Origin of the sequence: Paenibacillus anseongensis (genome assembly GCF_009757995.1) — a bacterium.
Taxonomy (GTDB): Bacteria; Bacillota; Bacilli; order Paenibacillales; family NBRC-103111; genus Paenibacillus_E; species Paenibacillus_E chondroitinus.
The window spans coordinates 99,759-114,594 of record NZ_WSEM01000034.1 but is presented as its reverse complement, the minus strand read 5'-3'; the positions used below and the strand labels follow the sequence as shown (position 1 = coordinate 114,594).

Sequence of the window (14,836 nt, the reverse complement as noted above, 5' to 3'; positions counted from 1 at the left end):
CAAACCCGATTCATCCCTTTTTACATATCACTGATTTTTTATATTTTCTAACATTGAAATAGCATTTACAAGATGGTTGTCAAAAATTTGCTTAGCAACAATAAGTAGGTCTTTAATTAAGGGGTCTGTTAGAGTGTATATCACTGAGGTCCCGTCTTTAATCCCACGCACAACGTTTTTACTTCTTAACACAGCCAGCTGTTGAGAAACAGCAGAACCTTCGCTACCTAATATTGTTTGTATCTCGTTCACGTTTTTATCGCCCTCAACTAAAACCTCAAGGATTCTTATACGTAATGGGTGTGCTAACGCTTTAAAAAAATCGGCTTTAAAATGCTGTATTTCTTGATACATAGCGTACTCCCCTAAATGTTTGACAATTTATATATATAGAATATCATAACACAAACCGGAAAGCACGAAGGTAAAGGCTTGAAATGACCTTTGCCTTCTTAAATGCTTTTAAGTTATAGTATAATTATAAATATCTATAAAATCAAATATTTTGTTTTTTAAAAATTAAGAAGTAAGGAATGGTTTTGAATGCTGGTTGGTGATGAATTGTATATTGCTACAAGAAAGTATCTTATCGACTTTGGTATGCGACATTTAAATGGATTAGGGGCAGACCATATTTGTAAGATCTGTATTCAGAACGGCGGTTCTTGTTGCCGCAGTTGTAAACATTTAATAAACGGAATAGGTTGTCAAAATAGAAATACAAGTTGCACGTCTTGGTTATGCGGATATTTAAAATTATTATATTACAAAGCAGGATTGCTTAAGGACTGGCATACATTTTGGGGTGAAGTGCCTGGTATTGATTTTAGAAAGGATTATACCCCAACATTAGTGAAAATGAAGACTCATTTTGAAGTTACTTTTATGAGAGAACTGGGTGAGGCGCTAGCGAATGACCTTAAAATTAAGTTGAGTAGAGATAAGGACAATATCGATTTCATTGTATTGGCTAGTGAATTGGATGAGCTGATCGATGAGATAGAGTTTGCTAAAGATTCGGATATGATGACTCATTTTATACAGAGGCTTAATTATTTAATTAAAGATTTTGAAAACTTTCGACAAGCCATAAAAACATACAAATTAGGGGGGAGATAATCACGAACTTTAAAGAAAAAAACAATTACTATACAAATTAATAATACGGGAGGGTGTTATCGAATGGTTGGTGCAATCATTTTAGGAGTTGTTGCCCTATTCATCATACTGGGCTTAACATTTTGGGCAACGAAGATAGCGTACTCCCGAAAATGGGATGAGGCTGATAATGATTGAGAGTAAATTGATCATTAGCGTAAAATATCACATAAGAAACAATAGAATGTGAGGAATCCAAATGTCCAAGAAAACTTCATATGGCTTAATTCGTATATCAAACGATGTTATTTCTACTATAGCTGGTATCGCTGCCCTAGCCACACCTGGAATCGCTTCTATGTCAGGCAGCATCTCCGAGGGTCTTACTAAGCGTTTTAGAGGAAAAAACGCCATAAAAGGTGTGTTTGTCGAGGTTTTGGAATCTGAAGCAACCATTAATCTACATGTCATCGTCAACTACCGTACCAATATTCAGGCCGTAAGCCGAGAGCTTCAAGAAAACGTTAGAGAGTCTGTGGAAAACATGACTGGGCTTAGAGTTGTAAACGTAAATGTAATAGTTGAAAGCCTGCTTATAGAACTTTAACTACATGAGCTTTAACTCAAAAGGTAGAATGCAAGAGAGAGAAAAAATCAAAAAAGCAGAGAGGTATCTATTGAGTGCCAATGGAATAGGACTTTGGATTGTTATTGTCGTTTATGTTAGTTTAATCATCTGTTCTTGTATTGTTTTGAAGCAGAACAAGGCCAATAAAAAAAGAAGGGGAAGTGGAAAAAGCAAATAAATATATATGAGTAGAGAAATGAAATGGAGGCATAAAGAAATTAATGGAAAACTCAAACGAGGTACTATCAATAGCGTGCCACGATTGCAATATTAAAGGTTTCATTGAAAACCTTGAACTAATTGAGGTGTCTTATTGTCCAAAATGTGGGGGCAAGAATATAACTGTTCAGGATAATAAGAAGTCTTTCATTCAATAATTCGAGACCATTAGGAGCATCCAGTTGGAGTACATCCGATGAGGCAATCAAAGCTTTTACATACTTACCAATTTTAAGCGGTACTTTGCTGCTTATTCTCGCTATTACCTTTTATTTTTGGATTAAGAATACGACGAAGAACGATAGCTGAGTAAACGATATCAAGAAGGGACTGCTTGATGAAAAAGAAGATTTTTATTTTATTGGTCTTATGCTGCATAATAGTAACTTCATGCTCATCAGAACATAAAGGTAACAATGATAATTTAAATGATTTAGAGAAAAGTAGGTCAAATTTCCAGACAAAACTTATTAAAAAGGGACCGGCACCTCAGGAATATACCAATGATCCACCTCCTAAAGGAGTTTCGGAAATTAACTATAATTCAGGTAATTTAACCCTTAAAGCTTGGTTATCTAAAGTGCCTGGGGATAGCAAGCAACACCCTGCTGTTGTATATGTTCATGGAGGATTTGCTTTCGGAATAGATGATTGGATCGATGCAAAAAAATTTCAAGACGCAGGATATATAGTTTTAACCCCAATGTTAAGAGGGGAGAACGGAAATTCGGGAAACTTTGAATTTTTTTTTGGTGAAGTTAACGATGTTATTTCGGCGGGAGAATTCCTTTTAACATTAAAAGAAGTGGATCCGAATCGAGTTTTTTTAGCTGGGCATAGTTCGGGGGGAACAATTTCGTTGCTCGCATCCATGATGCCATCTCCATATAAAGCAATTTCCAGTTATGGTGCAGCACCAGATCAAGAAGAATTTTTAAAAAGTGGCTGGGATAAGGTTGCACCGTTTAACGTTAAAGATACGAATGAAGTGACACTGAGATCGCCGAATAAGTTTACTGAGAGTATTCAAAAGAAATTATTTGTTTATGTCGGTAACAAGGATAACGATCACCTAAAGGAAAGTTACTCCTTCGTTCAAATAGCAAAAGAAAATGGTAAGAACGTTGACATTATTCTCATGGAGGGCAATCATTTTACTTCCTTAGATAAATCAATTCTTGATAGTATTGATAAATTCAATAAAATGTAAGCATTCCTTGGATCTTCAAACTAACGGGTGACGGTAGTTTAACAAATAACTGAGGCTGCTGGGGTGGAGGTAAAAATATTGGAAAGGAATTTACTTTATCATTTGATAGTTCAGTATATAATTACGTGGTTTCCCCCAGCGGTAGCAGCAATTATGCTTAATGTTAACCCCTACATATCGAATATTTTTGAGGAGTTTATTGCCTACTCAGTTGGAGTAACTGGATTAATACCTATGGCTATCCTATTATTGTTTCATTTTAACCCATTAATTGTTATGTTAATTTTCTTTGTTATAAAGATATTTGTTTTATACCCATTTTTCGTGTTTGTGTATTTAAAATCTAAAAGAGTTAAATGGCTACCTTTTATGATTAGTTCGCTTCTAAGTTTGTGGGGAGTATTTTTGGGGTTTTTTTGGATGGTTGCTGCAATGCAGTGAATTAATCCATTAAACGGGGAACGTTAGTGAAATAATCAGGGGGCAGATCGCGGCGACCGGCATCTGCTTCTTTTCCGTTGAAGTATCGGGAGGATAATTGAAATCCTTTGAGGAATATATATTGAGCAAATTAGGTTATCACCTAGGTTCAACTATAATCAGCGGGGAAGAGTCTTTCTAATGAACGATAGTTGAATAACCAGGGAGCAGATAGCCGACACCGCCATCTGTTCTCTTTTTCTTTGAAGTAACGGGAATTATGTATAGGAAAATAAATGAATTAACCGAATATATTTTTATAATTGATAAATCAGGAAGGAGGGATTACGTAAGATGCTGAATTATTGGGCAGAGAATCAAAATTGGGCTAAATTAACACCTTGGTTGGGGCTCATTTCCATTGTAATGCTATTCTGGACATTGAGTCCTGTCGATACTACATTCTGGGCATTAATCAACATCCCATTATATTTGTTTCATCAAACCGAGGAGCATTATTGGCCGGGTGGCTTTAAGGATTACTTTAATCGAGTCGTGAATGGGTTGCCGGAGGGAGACGAGGCTTTAACGGATGAAAAAGTGTTTTGGATCAATATTATTCTAGTGTGGCTGGCGTTCCTCATTTTCGGGCTTTTATGTATCGTAAATATCGGCTTTGGTTTGTTAATTGTCATTTTTAGCTTGATGAACTGTGCCACCCATATTTATACAGGAATTAAATATAGAGAATGGAATCCAGGACTGGTAATGGCAAGCCTTCAGTTTATCGCATCCGTTTATGGTGCATACGTGATTACGGCTAAAGGTATTTCCCATCCGATGACCTGGTGGATTAGCTCGGTTTTATTTTCGATTCTTGTTCATGCCATCTTATTTAAGTTTGTGATGGGTAAGAAATAGCTCGGGAACTAACGAAAAACGATAGCGCTGCGGAGATGGAACCGATTCATCGCTTATTTTCGTTTCGGTGCGCTCCGCTCAACTGTCTGGAGTTATGCGGGGTCTCATAAACATGAATTCGAATAGACGATTGACATAGAACAGGATAACTCTATCTCTTCTCGAATACTATCTGTTATCAGAGAATCAAAGAAGATCATAGATATGAGTTTGATGAGTAACGGAACATCGCCAATAAATTTAGAACAATTGGATGAGGTGAGAGAGTGATCAAAATCTTTACATTCTTACTAATATTTCTATTTCCCAATATGTCGCAGAATTCGCTAAATTTAAGTTTGTCTAAAGAAGAAGCATTAAGTATTCACGATGTTGCAGCGAATTATCTATTAACTATTAATGAAGGTGGAACTTGCTCTATAGAAGATAGGAGAGTACCAAATGATAAGAATGAGCACTATTACTTTTGTACTAACTTAGATTCTACAGAGAAAATGTACAATTACTTGGAAGAAGGTTTTACTCACAATATTGCTAATCAGATAATTAATGGGTTAGATATATTTGAAGTGAATAATAGGCTTGCTTTCACTCCAAGATCGAGTGGTTCAATGAATGATTGGAAGAACGCAACAGGTGAAATTTTAAATGAGGGAAATGGCACAATAGCTTACAAATATATAGTCCCACTTGTTGTGAAGGGTGATTATCCGCCTGCCGAAGTAATTCTTGATTATGTCTATGTTCTAGGGGCGGGATGGAGAATAAATAATATTCCGACTAATTTCACGTAGGGTTTTAAAGCACGTAACACCTTATTCAGCGGCAGCTCCCTTTTGTTCAACGAACTTTCTGAAAATCACGTTATCTGAAACCAAGACCTAAAACATAAAGGAGCGATTAATTATATGAACCGCCTAGTAATTATGACAGTTGGAATAACGCATAGTGGAAAAACTACCTTTGCTAAAGAATTGGAATCTGTATTACAAGAAGCTGTAATCATTGATCAGGATAATCATGCAGAATTTATAAATAGTCATTATAAGAAACTTCTCCCTAAAGAAGGACCTAATACACTAAAATTCTCTATTACCAATGCGATTGTTGAATATGCTGTATTGCAAAGTAATTTTGACATCATCTTAAGCAATTGTAATTTAAATAAATCAGGACGAACAAATGTACTCAGATATTTTCATGAAAAGGGATTTAAAAGTATTATTGTTTACTTTAATTTATCTATTGAAATACTGAGAGCACGAGTTGAACAAACACAAAGAAGTAAAACTATTTTCAGAAGTGCATCGAGCTTTTTAGAAGTGTTGGAGCGACAAGGAAATTTGGGAGAAATACCACCTAGTAAAGACGAAGCTAATTATCTATTTGAAATAAAAGATCCCAATAATATCACAGATATCATACAACAAATTGAAGCAATTAGCATTTCGGAAGTAAGTTTTCGGTCGAGAGACGATAGTTGAATGACACCAGGCGAGGTTGCCGATTTAATCGGTTGCCTTGACGAAATGCGTGGTCTACCGAAAGGCAAAGTTTATCTTGTTCCTTGGACGAATGAGTGGGGAGCGGAATTTAGGAAGGGACAGATCGCCGTGGTCGGCAACTGTCCCTTATTTTATTCAAGTGACGGGTAGATACGGTGTCTTTTATATACATCTTCCATTGGACTTTGCTGAATTTAGTAGATGAAACTCACTGTTAAAATCCAGTAAGCGTAATTATTCAATTAGGTTTTTCGTAGCCTTATACAGATTTTCCACGTATACATCTACTTCATCTCGGGTCATGCGTAAGCGATTCACAGAAGTACCATATCCAATTTCCTTTTTACCTTCTTCTAATTCTTTGAAAATTCCATCTGCGAAGGCATCTAATGGTTCTCCTTGGGTATGACCCCCCGCTCCACCTAAATCTGTATTCACTGCCGGAGGAGCAACTTCAATTACTTCTACAGACGTTTCAGAAAGTTGGTGTCGTAGACTCATTGTAAATGAATGAAGCGCCGCTTTGGATGCTGAATAAATGGGGGCAATTGCAAACGGTGTAAAAGCTAATCCAGATGTCACGTTGATGATAGTCGCCTCTTTTTTTGTTGCAAAAAATGGAGCGAACATCATAGAGAGATGCAAAGGTGCTTCAAGGTTGGTTGTGATTTCTTTACTGAAATAATTCCAATTGTTCTTCGCATCCCCTTTTAACACATTAAAGCGTTGTTGGATCCCTGCATTGTTAACTAACACATTCACTTCTGGATAGTTTGCTGTTACCCAATCAAACAATGCTACACGCTCGGATTCAATATCCAAATTACTTACACGAGTAATAAGGTTAGGGAATTTTTCTTTTGCATGTTGGAGTACATCTTCACGTCGTCCACAAACAATGACTTTATTTCCAGCTTCGATAAAGCGCTCTGCAAAAGCTAAACCTATTCCAGTGCTTCCGCCTGTAATAAGAATTGTATTTCCTGAAAGTTTCATCTTATTTCCTCTTTTCCAATATGAATTCATCTTCTTTTGCTTCTTTTCTTTCCTGCGTATACTTTGTATAACGTGCGATTTTCACATCAATTCCTTTTAATGCTTCTTGCATTAGCGAAATTTCAGCTAGTACATTTTTTTTGTGATTCTTCATCATTTCAAGTCGCAATTCAATAGTACTCTCTCCCTCTACTACCCAATCAACATATTGTTTAATTACACTTATTGGCATATGCGTGTTTTTTAGATAAATAATGATTCCAAGGAAGGTAATTTGATTTTCTGAAAAAAAACGCCTCCCAGCTTCATCACGCTCAACTTGTGGTAATAATCCTTTTTTTTCATAATAACGTATCGTTGATTCCGGAATATCGAGTCTGTCTGAAACTTCGCTAATTGAATAATACTTCATCTGGAGGCCTCCAAATTTTATATTTCATGTCGACAGGAATATGATACGACTTAAACCATGGTTTAAGTCAACAAAGAAATTAATAATCTGTTGAAAGCTAAAAATTTGAATCCAAGAACGCCTACGTTCCTTCATAAATTGCAACCAAGTGTTTCGACAATCGTAATACAGCATATACTGATGTACGGAGGTGCTTGAAATGGATTTTTTGAAGGATTTAGGCAAGCTGGCAGGCGATGTGACAGGCAAAGTGCTTGGAGGAACTGTCCGTGTGGCAGGGGAGCTTGTTCGCAGTGATTATATAAAGGAAATTGGCAATGATATAGAACAGGTAACGGCCAAAACTGGCGAAATCGCGGGCCATGCAGCGAGCGGTGTATGGAATTTAAGCGCAGGCCTAATTACCTCAGATAAGCAGCAATCGAAAGCTGGACTCCATGAACTTGAACAAACAGCCATTACAACGGCAAAAGGAGTTGTCCATGGCATCGAGTATGTGGTTGAGAGCGGAAAAGATGTCGTGACAGGCTTTAAGGACAGCGATAAAGCGAGGTTGAAAGACGGCGTGAAAAAGCTGGGAAAAGCGGCTGCTATCAGCATTCTGGCTATCGGTGTAATCGATGTCGTTGATGGTCCGGACGTACCTGATTCCTCAGGTACAGTTTAAGACATGTGCCGTCACAGACCCGACGAGAAATCGTTGGGTCTGTTTTAGTATTGGTATTAGTTAATGTACCAGAGTTGGATAGTTTGGAGTAAACCTTTATGTTAAAATGTGGTTAAAAGCCTAAGGTGGATTCTATGGAGAATTGCTCACAAATAATGGGTATTCCAGTACCCAAAATAACAATGGAAGATACAGTCCATATTATTGACCAAGTAATAACGGAAAATAAAGCGGAATTGTTTCATGTGGTAACGCTCAATCCAGAAATCACTATGTCTTGTCAACATGATTTGCTGCTCCATACCATCATTGATGAGGCGGGTCACCTAACCGCGGACGGTGCAGGGATCGTCATGGTCTCTCGTTTAAAGGGAAATCCACTTCCCGAACGTGTTACAGGATGTGATCTTCTATTCCATTTATTAGAGATGGGGAACCGAAAAAAATGGTCATTTTATCTTCTGGGCGCCAATGAGATGACTAGTAAAATGGCAGCAGAAGAAATAAGAAAGAGATACCCAAATGTATCCGTTTTAGGTAGAAAGCATGGCTTTTTTGATCAGAAGGATGAGGCACAAATTGTAGATGAGATTGCGACCTTGAGTCCCGATGTTCTAGTGGTTGCACTTGGAGCCCCAAAAGCTGAATTTTGGATACATAAATTTAAAAACGAATTAAATGTTAGAGTTGCTATTGGCGTTGGAGGAAGTCTTGATATCATTGCTGGGACAGTAAAAAGAGCACCAGTTATATGGCAGAAGTTAAATGTGGAATGGCTTTATCGATTATTAAATCAACCATCCAGATGGCGAAGACAATTAATTTTGCCTCGTTTTGCAATGAAAGCATTGTTATTTAAAGAAAATAATCGGTGATAACGGAACAGAAAAAGGTTTGGGAGAATTAGTCAAAGAGGAGAGTGGAAAGTATATTTCATGTAAAAGATTTGTTATCCGATCAGTTATTAGCAAATGCTAATGACCCTAGTTGGTACCTACCCTTTTCAGCTGCAGTTGACAATTTGTCGGAGGAAGCAGCTTTTTGGAAGCCTAGTGAAGATAGCAATAGTATCGCTGAAATTGTGCAGCATTTACTTTATTGGAATAAAACATGGCAAACCAGATACCAAAAATCTGATGTCAATGCAGTGCCTTCCATAGGAGATAATAATAAAAGTTTTATAGTTCCTAATGACAAAAAGTTCACTGATTTAAAAGATCAATTATTAGATGTGCTTTTAAAATGGCAAGAACTACTTACTGAAGAAAAAGTCGAAAGTGATGTAATAGGATTTCCGGTGGCTGTCAAGTGGTGGGAGATACTTGGAAATGTATCAACTCATAATGCCTATCACATTGGTCAAATTTGCTATATTCGGAAGCTGCAAAAGAGCTGGAGTAAATGATTAGTCGATACTGCGCCGATGAACAGTAGGCTATTAGCCACAAAGGAGGTTTTTATGACAGAGAATCTTATTGAACGTGCTGCCGGTGGATTAGTTATTCGCAAGACACATTCAGGAATCCATGTCCTACTCATTCACGATAGATATGGACATATTGCTTTCCCAAAAGGCCACCTGGAATCCGGAGAGACATGGGAAGAAGCTGCAATTCGAGAAATTTCAGAAGAAACTGGGATTAATTCCAGAATTCTTTCACTTCTTGGCGACATTGAATATCCTATCGAACGAAAAGGGTTAACCATTCGCAAGCAGGTGCGCTTATTCCTTCTAGAAGCCATTGACGAACAGGCTGAACCTATCCACCAAGCTGACGAAATTCAAGGTGCTCAATATTTCATTTGGGAAGATGCCGTTCGACTACACTTGGAACGAGGCTATGCGGATCTAAATTGGGTATTTGATAAGGCGAAAGAACTTATGGATTTGCACGAGAAACACTAATTGGCTGGAAGGCATATACGATACAATTACATGTTTTAATAGGCAAAATTGTAATGTCAAATCTATCAACTTATTAGACAAGATCATGATCTCATTAAAAGCCGCGCAAATCGCGGCTTTTTCTCATTTTATAGGAAAAACTCCTCTCGCATTCTTTAAAAACAGTCAGCATACTGTTAGAGGCGACTTCAACGCTATTGTATGATAGGAGCAAAGAAACGCAGAAAGAGGGGAACTACTTGGCGGAGGCAGCAAAAATGCAAAAGAAAGTTTTTAAAAAGTATATCCGACTTACAGTAATGACGGTTCCTGGGCTGCTTTACCTGGCGCTCAATTACTACCTACCCATGTTCGGCATCATTATTTTTTAAGTTTATGAGCTATTCCTTGAAGTTATCGTTCGATCATTTTTTCGTATTTAATCATTTGTCCATCGCATGTTAAAATCCGATTAAACAAGTTGGAAAAGTAAGAAAGACAATGGAGGGGAGGACAAGCGAGTATGCGTGCATACATGATGAAGCGGGTGCTGCACCTAATTCCAACACTTGTCGGCGCCTCGTTGGTTATTTTCTTTATCTTCGCCCTGGCGCCGGGAGATTTCATCGACTCAGACATAAATCTGACACCGGAACGGGCGTTGGAGCTTAAGGCGCTCTACGGTTTCGATAAGCCGCTGTTCGAGCGATATTTCATCTGGCTAGGCAATGCGCTGAGGGGTGACTTCGGCTACTCGTTGCAATACCAGCAGCCTGTCATGAAAGTGCTCGGGGAATATATATGGAACTCGTTTCTCATAGCCGGCGCCTCGCTCATCATGACCTGGATCATCGCACTTTTGGCGGGTGTCATATCGGCTGTCAAAATGTACACCTGGTACGATTCACTCGTCACCTTCGGTGTATTTGCGCTGATGTCGTTTCCTTCGTTTTTCCTCGGTTTGCTGATGGTGAAGTTTTTCGCCGTTGACTTGGGGTGGCTGCCTATAGGAGGCATGCTGAACACCGGAAGCGAGGCGACGGGGTGGGCTTACGCATGGGAGGTACTGAACCATATGCTTTTACCGGCTACCGTTATGACGCTGCTAAGCGTTGGATCGCTTACCCGGCATTTTCGGACCAATATGATCGACGTCATCAAGCAGGATTTTGTCCGTACGGCAAGAGCCAAGGGACTCAAGGAGCGGGTCGTAGTGTTCAAACATGCGCTGCGCAATGCTTTGCTTCCGGCAATTACGCTGCTGGGGCTCGAACTGCCGGGATTGTTTTCCGGCGCTATTATCACCGAAAAAGTGTTCACTTGGCCGGGAGTTGGCTACATCCATATGGAGGCGATCACTAACCGGGATTATACGCTGCTTATGGGATTTACGATGTTTCTGGCCATTATAACGGTGCTCGGCAATTTACTTGCCGACTGGCTATATGCCACAGCGGATCCACGAATACGGATGAAATAGGGAGGTGGGGGAATGCAAGCGGAGACCTGGAGCTCGGTGCAGACCGGAAATAAGACCGCCGCAGATCACGAATCCCGCACAAAGGCCACGTCACTTTGGGGAACTGCACGAAAACGGTTAGGTAGAAAAAAATTGGCTATGGCGGGACTGTTCTTTTTGCTCTTTATGGCGCTATTATGCGTGATTGGACCTTTGTTCTCGGATTATAAGGAAGGCAAGGTGATTGTATCGCTGATTAACAAGCCGCCTAATGCCGAGCACTGGCTAGGAACGGACCAGCTCGGCCGGGATGTGCTGACGAGGCTGATGCAAGCTGGGCGCATATCGCTGCTTGTTGGCGTCGTATCGATGGTACTCTCCGTTGTATTGGGTTCGCTGCTCGGGGCTCTCGCAGGCTACTATCGCGGAGCGGTTGATAACATCATCATGCGTGCGGCAGATATTTTGCTGGCAGTCCCGGAAATTCCGATTCTTATCATCATCGGTGCCATTTTATCCGACCTCAAGGTGCCTTCCGAATATCGGATCTATCTGGTCATGGTCATGATCAGCTTCATGGCTTGGCCGTCGCTCGCCAGGTTCGTGCGCAGTCAGATTTTATCGTTCAGGGAGAGAACCTTCATGCTCGCTGCAGAATCGCTCGGGCTGCGAGACCGCAGGAAAATCGTGCATCTGCTGTTGAATGCGGTGCCGGTCATCATCGTCGTTGCCACCTTAAGTGTGGCCAGGGCTATTTTAAGCGAGACAGTGCTCAGCTATTTAGGGCTTGGCGTTGTGCCGCCAACGCCATCTTGGGGAAATATGATGGCTGCGGCCAATTCGCTCATCGATTTCCAAACACGGCCATGGTTGTGGATTCCGCCGGGGACGGCGATTTTCTTCACGGTCATTGCCATTAACTTGCTCGGAGATGGACTGCGGGACGCTTTGGATCCGAAACTAAAAAGGTAGGTGAATCCGTTGCCCGGAACATTAGCGGAATTTAAAGATCTGCATACTTATTTTTATACGGAGCAGGGGATTGTCAAATCCGTCAACGGCGTGAGTTTCTGTATCGGCGAAGGGGAAACGGTGGCATTGGTCGGGGAATCCGGCTGCGGCAAAAGCGTAACGGCGCTTTCTATGATGGGCCTGATCGAGCAGCCGCCAGGCCGTATCGTCGGCGGTGAAATTATATTTGAAGGCGAAAATTTGCTGCGGGACGGCGGAAAGCCGGTGCACCGGCTGCGTGGGCACGAAATCGCGATGATCTTCCAAGAGCCGATGTCCTCGCTTAATCCGGTGCTCACGATCGGTGAGCAGCTCATGGAGCCGCTGATGGAACATTTGCATCTTCGTAAAAAAGAAGCTCGCGCCGAAGCGGTCGAGTGGATTCGCAAGGTTGGCGTCCCGAGAGCGGATCAGCTCGTGGATGCTTACCCCCATGAACTTAGTGGGGGGATGCTGCAGCGAATCATGATTGCGATTGCCTTATGCTGCCGGCCGAAGCTGCTCATTGCCGACGAGCCAACAACGGCGCTGGATGTGACGATACAGGCACAAATCCTCGATTTGTTGAGGACGCTTAGGGTAGAAACCGGGATGTCAATTCTACTTATTACGCACGATCTTGGTGTGGTGGCAGAAATGGCCGATCAAGTTATTGTCATGTACGGTGGCCAAGTGATCGAACAGGCGCCGGTGCTGCCGTTGTTCCGCAATCCACAGCATCCGTACACACAAGGGCTGCTGAAATCCAGACCCCGACTCGGGCAGCGGGTGGACAGACTATACGCCATCCCTGGACAGGTGCCGAGCCCAATCGGCCTTGCAAGCATATGTCGGTTCAGCGACAGATGCGAATATGCAATGGAGATTTGCCGTACGAGAGAACCGGAAAATCGAAATACTGAAAAAGATCATTCCGTAGCCTGCTGGCTGTATGAGGAGGGGAGCGACATTGTCCGAAGCGTTGGTGCAAGTCAAAGGGCTTAAGACATATTTTCCTATTACTCAAGGGTTATGGGGACGTAAGGTCGGCGACGTAAAAGCGGTTGATGGCATCGACCTGACGATTCGCAGAGGGGAAGCCTTTGGGCTTGTCGGTGAGTCCGGCAGCGGCAAAAGCACGATCGGACGCACAATTTTGCGTCTCGGTGAGAAGACCGACGGCGAAGTCCGGTTCGACGGGATCGACCTATACTCCTTATCTCGGAACGAACTTCGCAGCATGCGCTCGCGGATGCAGATGGTGTTTCAGGATCCGTTCGGTTCGCTCAACCCGCGCATCCGCATTGGAGACGCTATCGGAGAAGCGCTGCTCGATCATGGTCTTGCCTCCAAAGCGGAAATCAGGGAGAAAGTGCTGGAGGTGCTTAACCTGTGCGGATTGGCTTCCTATCATATCGACAGGTATCCGCATGAATTTTCCGGCGGCCAGCGGCAGAGGATCGGCATTGCTCGCGCTATCATCTTGAATCCTGAATTTATCGTAGCAGATGAACCGGTTTCTGCGCTCGACGTGTCGATTCAAGCGCAAATCATCAATTTGCTCAGCGACCTGCAAGAGAGCCGTGGCTACACGTATTTGCTCATCTCGCACGATTTGAGTGTGGTCGAGCACTTATGCACGACCATCGGTGTTCTATATCTGGGCTCACTGGTGGAGCTTGCTCCCCGTGATGAGTTGTTCAGCCATCCCCAGCACCCGTATACAAAGGCGCTGCTCTCCGCAGTACCGATCCCAGACCCGACAGCCGTGAGGGAGAGGATTGTGCTGAAGGGAGATATCCCAAGCCCGGCCCATCCTCCATCCGGCTGCAAGTTTCATACGAGATGCCCATGGGCAGAAGCCGTTTGCCGAGAACAGAAGCCAATGTTTAGAGATGTAGGCGGCGGTCATTATGCTGCTTGTCATTTGATCTAATTGAGAAGGAGGCAGAACGATGCCGAAAGTAAAACTTCCGCAGCCGATAGGCGTTCGTATTGAAGCTGCCCGGGCATACGGGATTTCCGGAACGGAGTTGACGGAAATATTAAGATCAGGCGACTTCAATAGACTGAAGAATGCGGTTCTCGACGACTGGACGTGGGACAGCTTGTTCGAATACGCAGCCTCCCGGCGGGAGGAGTGCGAGGAAGCCATCCTGCACGGCTATTCTTTTACCTTTATTACGATTCGGGGATTAAAGACGTATTTGAAATACCGGTTTGGACTGGTAGAGGACCAAGACTTCAGCAGCAGTGAATACGGTGTGGAACAATTGAGGCTGAATCAGGAAGAGTTAGTCCAATTGCGGGAGACCATACCCGATGTACATTGGCATATCGTGGTTCGCGAAAATGTCGCCGTAGAAGGTAAGAGTACGGTGGACATCGTCTTGAAGTCTCCGGGTTTAACAACATTTTGAGTTAGA

The 14,836-nt window shown here is 41.9% G+C and carries 21 protein-coding genes; 18 read left to right on the top strand and 3 right to left on the bottom strand.

Annotated features, from left to right (window positions below; genetic code table 11):
- Window positions 1–27: 27 nt before the first annotated feature.
- Window positions 28–354, bottom strand: coding sequence for an ArsR/SmtB family transcription factor (locus GON05_RS31740; RefSeq protein ID WP_157325065.1), 327 nt, complete (start codon window positions 352–354; stop codon window positions 28–30).
- A 189-nt stretch (window positions 355–543) separates the two neighbouring features.
- Here GON05_RS31740 and GON05_RS31735 point away from each other — a divergent pair, with 189 nt between their 5' ends.
- The 9 genes from GON05_RS31735 to GON05_RS38905 all read left to right on the top strand — a co-directional run bounded on the left by GON05_RS31735 (window position 544) and on the right by GON05_RS38905 (window position 6,151).
- On the top strand, window positions 544–1,119 hold the full coding sequence (locus GON05_RS31735) for a hypothetical protein (protein ID WP_157325063.1): 576 nt from the start codon (window positions 544–546) through the stop codon (window positions 1,117–1,119).
- A 238-nt stretch (window positions 1,120–1,357) separates the two neighbouring features.
- Window positions 1,358–1,705: an Asp23/Gls24 family envelope stress response protein gene (locus GON05_RS31730; RefSeq protein ID WP_157325061.1), complete on the top strand. Its 348-nt coding sequence runs from the start codon at window positions 1,358–1,360 to the stop codon at window positions 1,703–1,705.
- A 4-nt stretch (window positions 1,706–1,709) separates the two neighbouring features.
- On the top strand, window positions 1,710–1,904 hold the full coding sequence (locus tag GON05_RS38910) for a hypothetical protein (protein WP_185157259.1): 195 nt from the start codon (window positions 1,710–1,712) through the stop codon (window positions 1,902–1,904).
- A gap of 378 nt (window positions 1,905–2,282) precedes the next feature.
- On the top strand, window positions 2,283–3,155 hold the full coding sequence (locus GON05_RS31725; RefSeq protein WP_157325059.1) for an alpha/beta hydrolase family protein: 873 nt from the start codon (window positions 2,283–2,285) through the stop codon (window positions 3,153–3,155).
- Window positions 3,156–3,233: 78 nt separating this feature from the next.
- A complete protein-coding gene (locus GON05_RS31720; protein WP_157325057.1) occupies window positions 3,234–3,596 on the top strand; it encodes a hypothetical protein in 363 nt (120 codons plus the stop codon).
- Window positions 3,597–3,929: 333 nt separating this feature from the next.
- Window positions 3,930–4,496: an HXXEE domain-containing protein gene (locus tag GON05_RS31715; protein ID WP_157325055.1), complete on the top strand. Its 567-nt coding sequence runs from the start codon at window positions 3,930–3,932 to the stop codon at window positions 4,494–4,496.
- Between the two features lie 338 nt (window positions 4,497–4,834).
- Window positions 4,835–5,290, top strand: a complete 456-nt coding sequence (locus tag GON05_RS31710; protein ID WP_157325053.1) for a DL-endopeptidase inhibitor IseA family protein — start codon at window positions 4,835–4,837, stop codon at window positions 5,288–5,290.
- Between the two features lie 114 nt (window positions 5,291–5,404).
- Complete coding sequence (locus GON05_RS31705) at window positions 5,405–5,980, top strand: ATP-binding protein (RefSeq protein WP_157325051.1); 576 nt, start codon at window positions 5,405–5,407, stop codon at window positions 5,978–5,980.
- On the top strand, window positions 5,981–6,151 hold the full coding sequence (locus GON05_RS38905; RefSeq protein WP_181646293.1) for a hypothetical protein: 171 nt from the start codon (window positions 5,981–5,983) through the stop codon (window positions 6,149–6,151).
- Between the two features lie 84 nt (window positions 6,152–6,235).
- Here the strand turns inward: GON05_RS38905 and GON05_RS31700 are convergent, their stop codons facing one another.
- Together GON05_RS31700 and GON05_RS31695 are read right to left on the bottom strand one after the other, a co-directional pair.
- A complete protein-coding gene (locus GON05_RS31700) occupies window positions 6,236–6,997 on the bottom strand; it encodes an SDR family oxidoreductase (RefSeq protein WP_157325049.1) in 762 nt (253 codons plus the stop codon).
- Between the two features lies 1 nt (window position 6,998).
- Window positions 6,999–7,409, bottom strand: a complete 411-nt coding sequence (locus tag GON05_RS31695; protein WP_157325047.1) for a MerR family transcriptional regulator — start codon at window positions 7,407–7,409, stop codon at window positions 6,999–7,001.
- Window positions 7,410–7,608: 199 nt separating this feature from the next.
- On the opposite strand from GON05_RS31695, the gene GON05_RS31690 reads away from it, so the two are divergent.
- The 9 genes from GON05_RS31690 (at window position 7,609) to GON05_RS31650 (ending at window position 14,830) form a co-directional block, all read left to right on the top strand.
- On the top strand, window positions 7,609–8,076 hold the full coding sequence (locus GON05_RS31690) for a hypothetical protein (RefSeq protein ID WP_157325046.1): 468 nt from the start codon (window positions 7,609–7,611) through the stop codon (window positions 8,074–8,076).
- Window positions 8,077–8,231: 155 nt separating this feature from the next.
- Window positions 8,232–8,951, top strand: coding sequence for a WecB/TagA/CpsF family glycosyltransferase (locus GON05_RS31685; protein ID WP_338114250.1), 720 nt, complete (start codon window positions 8,232–8,234; stop codon window positions 8,949–8,951).
- Window positions 8,952–9,004: 53 nt separating this feature from the next.
- Window positions 9,005–9,481, top strand: coding sequence for a DinB family protein (locus tag GON05_RS31680; RefSeq protein WP_181646332.1), 477 nt, complete (start codon window positions 9,005–9,007; stop codon window positions 9,479–9,481).
- A 54-nt stretch (window positions 9,482–9,535) separates the two neighbouring features.
- Entirely contained in the window at window positions 9,536–9,982 is a 447-nt protein-coding gene (locus tag GON05_RS31675; RefSeq protein ID WP_157325043.1) for an NUDIX hydrolase, read from the top strand.
- 502 nt (window positions 9,983–10,484) lie between these two features.
- Entirely contained in the window at window positions 10,485–11,441 is a 957-nt protein-coding gene (locus tag GON05_RS31670) for an ABC transporter permease (protein WP_157325041.1), read from the top strand.
- 12 nt (window positions 11,442–11,453) lie between these two features.
- Window positions 11,454–12,392 carry an oligopeptide ABC transporter permease gene (opp4C, locus tag GON05_RS31665; RefSeq protein ID WP_157325039.1) on the top strand — a complete coding sequence of 313 codons (939 nt, stop codon included), beginning with the start codon at window positions 11,454–11,456 and terminating at the stop codon, window positions 12,390–12,392.
- 9 nt (window positions 12,393–12,401) lie between these two features.
- Entirely contained in the window at window positions 12,402–13,415 is a 1,014-nt protein-coding gene (locus GON05_RS31660) for an ABC transporter ATP-binding protein (RefSeq protein ID WP_157325805.1), read from the top strand.
- On the top strand, window positions 13,381–14,346 hold the full coding sequence (locus GON05_RS31655) for an ABC transporter ATP-binding protein (RefSeq protein WP_246239624.1): 966 nt from the start codon (window positions 13,381–13,383) through the stop codon (window positions 14,344–14,346). The genes GON05_RS31660 and GON05_RS31655 overlap by 35 nt, the downstream gene beginning before the upstream one ends.
- A 19-nt stretch (window positions 14,347–14,365) precedes the next feature.
- Window positions 14,366–14,830: a hypothetical protein gene (locus GON05_RS31650; protein ID WP_157325030.1), complete on the top strand. Its 465-nt coding sequence runs from the start codon at window positions 14,366–14,368 to the stop codon at window positions 14,828–14,830.
- The last annotated feature ends 6 nt before the right edge of the window (window positions 14,831–14,836 follow it).

What these genes read in the sequence shown, in the direction of transcription:
- GON05_RS31650 (WP_157325030.1), top strand. Translation starts at nt 14,366, where the DNA reads ATGCCGAAAGTAAAACTTCCGCAGCCGATAGGCGTTCGTATTGAAGCT.
- GON05_RS38905 (WP_181646293.1), top strand. Translation starts at nt 5,981, where the DNA reads ATGACACCAGGCGAGGTTGCCGATTTAATCGGTTGCCTTGACGAAATG.
- GON05_RS31700 (WP_157325049.1), bottom strand. Translation starts at nt 6,997, where the DNA reads ATGAAACTTTCAGGAAATACAATTCTTATTACAGGCGGAAGCACTGGA.
- GON05_RS31685 (WP_338114250.1), top strand. Translation starts at nt 8,232, where the DNA reads ATGGGTATTCCAGTACCCAAAATAACAATGGAAGATACAGTCCATATT.
- GON05_RS31715 (WP_157325055.1), top strand. Translation starts at nt 3,930, where the DNA reads ATGCTGAATTATTGGGCAGAGAATCAAAATTGGGCTAAATTAACACCT.
- GON05_RS31690 (WP_157325046.1), top strand. Translation starts at nt 7,609, where the DNA reads ATGGATTTTTTGAAGGATTTAGGCAAGCTGGCAGGCGATGTGACAGGC.
- GON05_RS31675 (WP_157325043.1), top strand. Translation starts at nt 9,536, where the DNA reads ATGACAGAGAATCTTATTGAACGTGCTGCCGGTGGATTAGTTATTCGC.
- GON05_RS31695 (WP_157325047.1), bottom strand. Translation starts at nt 7,409, where the DNA reads ATGAAGTATTATTCAATTAGCGAAGTTTCAGACAGACTCGATATTCCG.
- GON05_RS31735 (WP_157325063.1), top strand. Translation starts at nt 544, where the DNA reads ATGCTGGTTGGTGATGAATTGTATATTGCTACAAGAAAGTATCTTATC.
- GON05_RS31725 (WP_157325059.1), top strand. Translation starts at nt 2,283, where the DNA reads ATGAAAAAGAAGATTTTTATTTTATTGGTCTTATGCTGCATAATAGTA.
- GON05_RS38910 (WP_185157259.1), top strand. Translation starts at nt 1,710, where the DNA reads ATGAGCTTTAACTCAAAAGGTAGAATGCAAGAGAGAGAAAAAATCAAA.
- GON05_RS31740 (WP_157325065.1), bottom strand. Translation starts at nt 354, where the DNA reads ATGTATCAAGAAATACAGCATTTTAAAGCCGATTTTTTTAAAGCGTTA.
- opp4C (WP_157325039.1), top strand. Translation starts at nt 11,454, where the DNA reads ATGCAAGCGGAGACCTGGAGCTCGGTGCAGACCGGAAATAAGACCGCC.
- GON05_RS31670 (WP_157325041.1), top strand. Translation starts at nt 10,485, where the DNA reads ATGCGTGCATACATGATGAAGCGGGTGCTGCACCTAATTCCAACACTT.
- GON05_RS31730 (WP_157325061.1), top strand. Translation starts at nt 1,358, where the DNA reads ATGTCCAAGAAAACTTCATATGGCTTAATTCGTATATCAAACGATGTT.
- GON05_RS31705 (WP_157325051.1), top strand. Translation starts at nt 5,405, where the DNA reads ATGAACCGCCTAGTAATTATGACAGTTGGAATAACGCATAGTGGAAAA.